Source organism: Trichocoleus sp. DQ-U1, assembly GCF_039961925.1.
In the GTDB taxonomy this organism is placed as follows: Bacteria; Cyanobacteriota; Cyanobacteriia; order Cyanobacteriales; family FACHB-T130; genus FACHB-T130.
The window spans coordinates 1-6297 of sequence record NZ_JAMPKB010000146.1 but is presented as its reverse complement, the minus strand read 5'-3'; the positions used below and the strand labels follow the sequence as shown (position 1 = coordinate 6297).

The 6297-nt window shown below is 47.5% G+C and carries 4 protein-coding genes and 3 pseudogenes; 4 read left to right on the top strand and 3 right to left on the bottom strand.

The features are described 5' to 3' along the window. A pseudogene (locus tag NDI34_RS27490) lies at window positions 1-101 on the top strand (IS5/IS1182 family transposase); the annotation flags it as partial. A gap of 16 nt (window positions 102-117) precedes the next feature. Here the strand turns inward: NDI34_RS27490 and NDI34_RS27485 are convergent. Both NDI34_RS27485 and NDI34_RS27480 read right to left on the bottom strand, forming a co-directional pair. Then, window positions 118-1623 carry a pitrilysin family protein gene (locus NDI34_RS27485; RefSeq protein ID WP_348234414.1) on the bottom strand — a complete coding sequence of 502 codons (1506 nt, stop codon included), beginning with the start codon at window positions 1621-1623 and terminating at the stop codon, window positions 118-120. A gap of 66 nt (window positions 1624-1689) precedes the next feature. Further along, window positions 1690-3273: a pitrilysin family protein gene (locus NDI34_RS27480; protein WP_348234415.1), complete on the bottom strand. Its 1584-nt coding sequence runs from the start codon at window positions 3271-3273 to the stop codon at window positions 1690-1692. Between the two features lie 222 nt (window positions 3274-3495). Here NDI34_RS27480 and NDI34_RS27475 point away from each other — a divergent pair, with 222 nt between their 5' ends. From NDI34_RS27475 to NDI34_RS27465, 3 genes and pseudogenes are all read left to right on the top strand, one after another. Continuing rightward, entirely contained in the window at window positions 3496-4131 is a 636-nt protein-coding gene (locus tag NDI34_RS27475; protein WP_190428402.1) for a TetR/AcrR family transcriptional regulator, read from the top strand. Between the two features lie 195 nt (window positions 4132-4326). Continuing rightward, a pseudogene (locus tag NDI34_RS27470) lies at window positions 4327-4527 on the top strand (pentapeptide repeat-containing protein); the annotation flags it as partial. Between the two features lie 15 nt (window positions 4528-4542). After that, window positions 4543-5077 (top strand): annotated as a pseudogene (locus NDI34_RS27465) (IS1 family transposase); the annotation flags it as partial. 136 nt (window positions 5078-5213) lie between these two features. Here NDI34_RS27465 and NDI34_RS27460 read toward each other — a convergent pair. After that, entirely contained in the window at window positions 5214-6137 is a 924-nt protein-coding gene (locus tag NDI34_RS27460; protein ID WP_348234413.1) for a Vps62-related protein, read from the bottom strand. Between the last annotated feature and the right edge of the window lie 160 nt (window positions 6138-6297).

Genomic DNA, 6297 nt, shown 5'->3' with positions numbered 1-6297 from the left:
AACTCAAGCAGTATCGAGCGATTGCAACGCGCTACGACAAGCGTGCGGTTAACTTTCTCGGTGCGATTCACCTCGCTGCTACGGTCATCTGGTTGAATTGATGACACGCCCTAAGGACTAACTATTTTTTGATGCTCCTGGAATCGCAATATCTATCGACGTAACATTGGGCGTGATGCTGGTTAGAGGCGGCTGAATTGCAGCAGCATTTCCAACCACCAGCGTGACAATGTTCTCTGGCTGGAGATATTTTTCAGCAACCCGTTGAATATCCTCAATCGTGGTTGCTTCCACGTCGCGCTGGTAACGAAAGATAAAATCCTTCGGGTAGCCGTAATATTCATATCGCATCAATCGCGACAGAGTTTGGCTGGGATCTTGGAACTTAAAAACAAAAGAATTGAGTTCCGATTCCTTGGCGTAGGAAAGTTCTGCTGGCGTCACTGGATTGGTGCGGATGCGCTCGATTTCCGATAAGACGCCCTTAATGAAGGGTACAGTCGCATCTGAGCGAGTCTGTCCCCCAGCGAGGAATACGCCGGGGTAGTCATATTGAGCGCCCCAATAACCGTACACCGTGTAAGCGAGACCTTGGCGCGATCGCACTTCGTTAAACAACCGTCCGCCAAAACCGTTTAACACTCCATTTAATACTGACAGAGCCGCATAGTCAGGACTGTTCAATTGACCGCCCAGATGACCCATGACAATATTACTCTGGGTTAGCTGCGGCTGATTTACCAGATACACTCCTCCCCGCTTTGCCTGTTCCGCCCCTGGTATCGGTGGAGTTTGCGCTGTGCCTTTTGGCTTCCAGTTGCCAAACTTTTCCTGAATCATCTGACGCATCGCCTTACTGTCAAAATCCCCCACGATGCCCAGAATCATATTCTTCGGATGAAAATATTTCTGGTAGAAACCAATTAAGTCATCGCGGGAAATGTTGTCTAAGGTTGCATATTCTACGGTGCGAGCATAGGGGCTATTGTTGCCATAGACTAATTTCTCAAATTCGCGGGAAGCAATACCACCTGGGTCGTCATTCCGCCGCGCAATTTCACCGCGCTGTTGCGTCTTGGCTAAATCTAGCTTTTCCTGTGCAAAAATCGGCTCTTGGATTACCTCAGCAAACAAACTAAATACGTCCTTCAAGTCTTCAGAGAGCGTCGTAAAGTCAGCACTACCCGCAGTGCTAACAATACTGCTCTCTACCGAAGCGGCGCGTTGTTCCAACAATTGGTTTAGTTCATCGCTGGAGTGCTTCGCGGTTCCGCCAGTCCGCAGGACTTCCCCAACCAACGTAGCCAAACCTACCTCGTTTTCTGGTTCCAGACGAGCGCCGGTGCGAATCATCGCCGTGCCACTCACGAGAGGAAGTTCGTGATCTTCCATCAGATACACAATCATCCCATTGTCCATCTGATAGCGCGTGTACGGGGGTACCTGAATTTCCGGCAACGGGGGAAACTTCAACTCCGTATAATGTCGCGCTGTATCCGCTACCGCTGGCATCAAAAATGTCAAAAGTATCAAGGAGAAAGTCAAAAGAAATAGAAAATAGTTTTTCCTTTGTTTTCCTTTGCCCTTCTTCAGCAAATTCTGCCTAAACCACTGCATACTCATTCCTCTTCCTTCTTCCTCTTCCTCGCAGTCCTCAAACCTCAGTCCTTAGTCCTCAGTCCTCAGTCCTCAGTCCTGTTTAGGCAGAATTCGCCCAATTGTCCGGTTTTGTGGCTGGAAAGTTTCTTTCGCCACTCGCTGAATCTCTGCGGGTGTCACGGTAGCGATCGCATCTAGTTGCTTAAACAGGTTCCGCCACGAGCCGGTTTTCACTTCATAGTCCACTAGCGACATCGCCATGCCCATATTGGAATCGAGCGATCGCAATAAATCAGCTCTTGCCTGGGTCTTCACCCGATCCAAATCTATCGCCGCTACGGGTTCCGTCTTCAGCCGCTCAATTTCCTTGCTCAAAGACGCTGCCACTTCATCCACTGTATGACCAGGAGCTGTCAGCGCATAGAACAGCATCAAATTCGGATACTTATCTCCCGGAAAGCCACTAAAACCTTCCGCATTCAGAGCGACTTGCTGCTCTTCTACTAAAGACTTGTAGAGGCGAGAAGTCCGACCATCGCTCAACAATCGACCGATCAGTTCATAAATTGCATGATCCGGATGATTCATCGCCGGACGGTGATAGCCTTCTAGATACCAAGGTTGGGATTGCAGCCGCAAGGTGACATCCTGCGCTTCCGTTTGCTTGGGTTCCGTCGGTAATTGCTCCCGTTCCGCTGTTCTCGCTTTGTAACGTCCAAAATAAACTTGAGCCAGCCGTTTCACTTCCGTTGGGTTAACATCCCCAACGACCGCAATAGTTAACTTGCTGGGGACGTAGTGCGTGTCAAAAAACTTCTGCACATTTTCGCGGGTAAGATTGCGGATGTCCTGGTCATAGCCAATCACTGGACGCTTATAGGGATGCACTTTGAAAGCCGCATCCAGAAAAGCCTCAATCATTTGACCGATGGGCGAGTTATCGGTTCGCAACCGTCGCTCTTCCAGGATGACTTCTTTCTCTTTATAAAATTCTCGAAACACCGGATCTAAAAACCGCTCCGACTCCAGCGACATCCACAGCTCTAACTTGTTAGAGGGAAAGCTGTAGAAATAGACCGTGGAATCTGTAGAGGTTGCCGCGTTTAGACCGACGCCGCCCGCTTGTTCGACAATCTGACCTAGTTCATTTTGCTTGACATATTTCGCTGCTTCGGCTTCAACTTTGTTAAATTCTGCCTGCAACCTTGTCACTTCTGCCGATTTCTTTGCCGCTTTTGCTGCCTGAATTTGTTCGGCTAACTGGTCTAAGCGGTCTAAAAGCGGCTTTTCTGCCTTGTAGTCCTGCGTGCCAATGCGGGTGGTTCCCTTAAAAGCTAAATGCTCTAGAAAGTGAGCAACGCCTGTTTGACCATTGGGTTCGTTGGCACCGCCCACATCGGCATAGGTGTAAAACGACACAACCGGCGCTTGGTGCCGTTCCAATACAATAAACTTCAGACCATTCTCTAAGCGAAACTCTGTCACCCGCTGAATCACCCGGTCTAAGTAGGGCTGAATCGATTGGGGTGTGGCAGTCACATCCGCCTTTTCAAGGGTCTGGGTACGAGCTAACGCCACATTGGGCTGCATACCCCACCCCAGCAGCAGCGCGAGCAGAAAAGCCAGAATGCTTTGCCACTGACGCTGTCTTGACGGTTGAGGGCTGGGGTTCAAACTTTCCCGTAACGGTTGTGCTGTCGTTGGGATTGACACACACAGGAATCGACAAAACTGACTCATACAATACTAAAGATTAAGCAGCGCTAATTCCAAGATATTGACTCTAACGTGGATTGTGTGGTGTTAACAATCTGTGAAGGTTTGGGTGATTGATTACTCGCCTATAGCACAATTGCATTAGGGTGTTAGTGGTAATCCATCCATTTATTTCTTAATATGGGAATTTTTAACCGGAAAACGGTAGGAACAACTAAGCAAGTTGCTCATACTGAAGACGATACTCACACCCGAATTTTACAGGCAGCACAGCGGTTATTTGCCCGCCAGGGATATGAGGGGACAACAACCCGCGATCTTGCTGCGACGGCAGGGGTTGCAGAAGGAACGTTGTTTCGTCATTTCCCAAACAAAAAGGCGATCTTGATTGAGGTGGCGACGCAAGGCTGGGTGGAAATTCTCACGGATTTGTTAACCGAATTGAGTGAAATGGGCAGCTATAAAGCTGTGGCTCAGGTGATGCATCGGCGGATGATGAATCTACGTGAAAATGCGGATATGCTGCGGGTTTGTTTTACAGAAGCGCAGTTTCATCCAGAGTTACGCGATCGCATCCAAGCTGAAGTCATTGTCAAAATGACGGATGTGGCGGAAGCTTTCTTTCAAACTGCAATGGATAGAGGCACCTATCGCCGCATGAATCCGAGAATTGTCGCCCAAGTTTTCTTAGGGATGTTCACAATTGCCGGTTTTAGTCACGACACCCTATTGGGAGAAAATGCTTCACCGAAAGCAATGCAAGAAATGGCAGAAGGGTTGGCTGATATTTTCCTCAATGGTGTGTTAGCCAAATAAAGCAATTAAGATTAGCTCCGACAATTAGAATTTGCATTAATCCGAGCGTTTAAAATTTGTATTAGCTCTGGCGTTTAGAAATCGCGCCTACACAGACTAAACCCGCGCAGGCGGGTTTAAAACAACGCCCCAGCGATTTCCTATTCGCCCGGTGTCTTAAACTGATGCAAGTGCGCGATAATTGCTCAACCAACAATGAATGCTGAAGAACTTCTAGAAAGATACGCATCAGGACAAAGACAATTTAATGGGGCAAATCTGAGAGGGGTAGACCTCAAAGGTGCAGACCTTAGTGAAATAAACCTAAACCAGGCAAATTTGAATGGAGCCGACTTGAGTGATGCAACTCTGACCAAGGCGAATTTGAGTAGTGCAAGCCTGAGTAGGGTATCGCTGACAGGTGCAAACTTGTGCTTACGGTATGTCAATGGTATGGGCTTTCGAGGCATTGAACGAGTCACAGGTGTTCACCATACCACTGTCATTTACTGGGTCAAACAGGTTGGAAGACACCTGCCCGATGCTTATGATCCAGAGGAGACTCCACAAGTGGGTGAACTCGATGAACTAGAAACTTTTATTGGGGTGAAAAAAACAAAATCTGGCTCTGGAGCGCAGTAGACCACTTTAGAGCTGGTATCCTGGGTTGGGTATTAGGTGACCACAGTGCAAAGACTTTTACACCGTTATGGTTCATTGTTGGAGCCTGGCAGTGTTTTTCTATGTCACCGATGCTTGAAGTGTTTATACGGGGTTTATTCTACCAGGCGACCAGATTGTGAGCAAAACCTATATGACACGAGTCGAAGGTGAAAATACACGCTTGCGTCACTATCTGGCACGATTACATCGCAAAACTCTGTGCTATTCCAAATCTGAAGCAATGCTGAGGCATTCAATCCGTTTGCTACTTCACTACTTGAGATTTTGGGATGTTCCGATTCCTACTGGATTCCTCCCTCTACTCAGCAACGCCGACCGGCGATCGCACTGGCAGATAATGGAGGGGAATCAGAGTCACGGCAACGGTTTGATCTTTTATAGCTTGCCTGACTCTACCCCTTTCTTAGAGAATTTTCGATCTACTGATACTGCCCCTTCCAGGTTTTTCCTTGACTATTCCATGGCGGACCAGGCGGACCATTCAAATCGACTCTGAACTGTTGCTTAATTTGATCTCGAATTGCGTCAGCAATTTTAGACTTGATGGGGCCAGGTACTCCACTAAATCCAAGGTCATTGATAATGGCTTCAATATGACCCAAAGGCACGTCTGACTGGGGTATATCTTTAGGGCCCCACCGACAGGGGTATGATACCCACTTCGGCGATGGAAAATCCTGCTCCCCAAGCCAACTCATCGAAATAATTTCGTGATTTGAGCTGCAATCAAGTGTTTGTCCGCCATCTGCCGTATCATTTCGTACCATCCATTCAACACCTGCTACAACATAGTCCTTTTTGCCATGTGCAGTGTAGTTTCGACCTACACCTGAGTAGAGTGCATGCCCATTAAGGGAAGGATAGACAACGATGTGCTGTCCATTAACACGCTGAAATCGACTCAATTGCTGCTCGTTGAAGTACTCCCCAACACCGTGTTGCAAAAGACAGACACCAATCAACTGCTTCGTGAAGTTATCAATGCGGAGTACGCAGCATTCCCAGTCACCGTAGTGTTCACCAGCAGGCATTAAGGTTCTATCAGCGGTCGCCGTTATTGTATCAGCCAACAGAAGATTGACATGTATGGTTGCGGGACCGTTGTAGGCATAGAAGAGCCAGAACTGGATGTCAGTATACGGCATTCCAGTTTGCCAATAGGCACGGATGTAAGCCTTCGCTGTGCTGAGATTTCCTCTCTTCGCATCGTCCTGGAGCTTAAGCGAATACGGGCCATTAATATCCCCTGTTGTTGGTAGGTCAGATGGCTTCGGAGATTGTTGTTTCGGGGAAGCCTGATCAAAAAGGGTGCAATGTTGCAGAAACCAGTCAACCGAACACATGTTGTAAGTGCTTATGTAAAATAAATTACACATAATAAAAAGTAGAATAAGCTAAAACAAAAGTCAAGAAAACAAGAGACTTATGAGATTTATTAGAGATTTAAGCCGAGAAACTCAAAGGATTCTCAAAAGAATTTATAAAGAAAGTAGACATCATCAA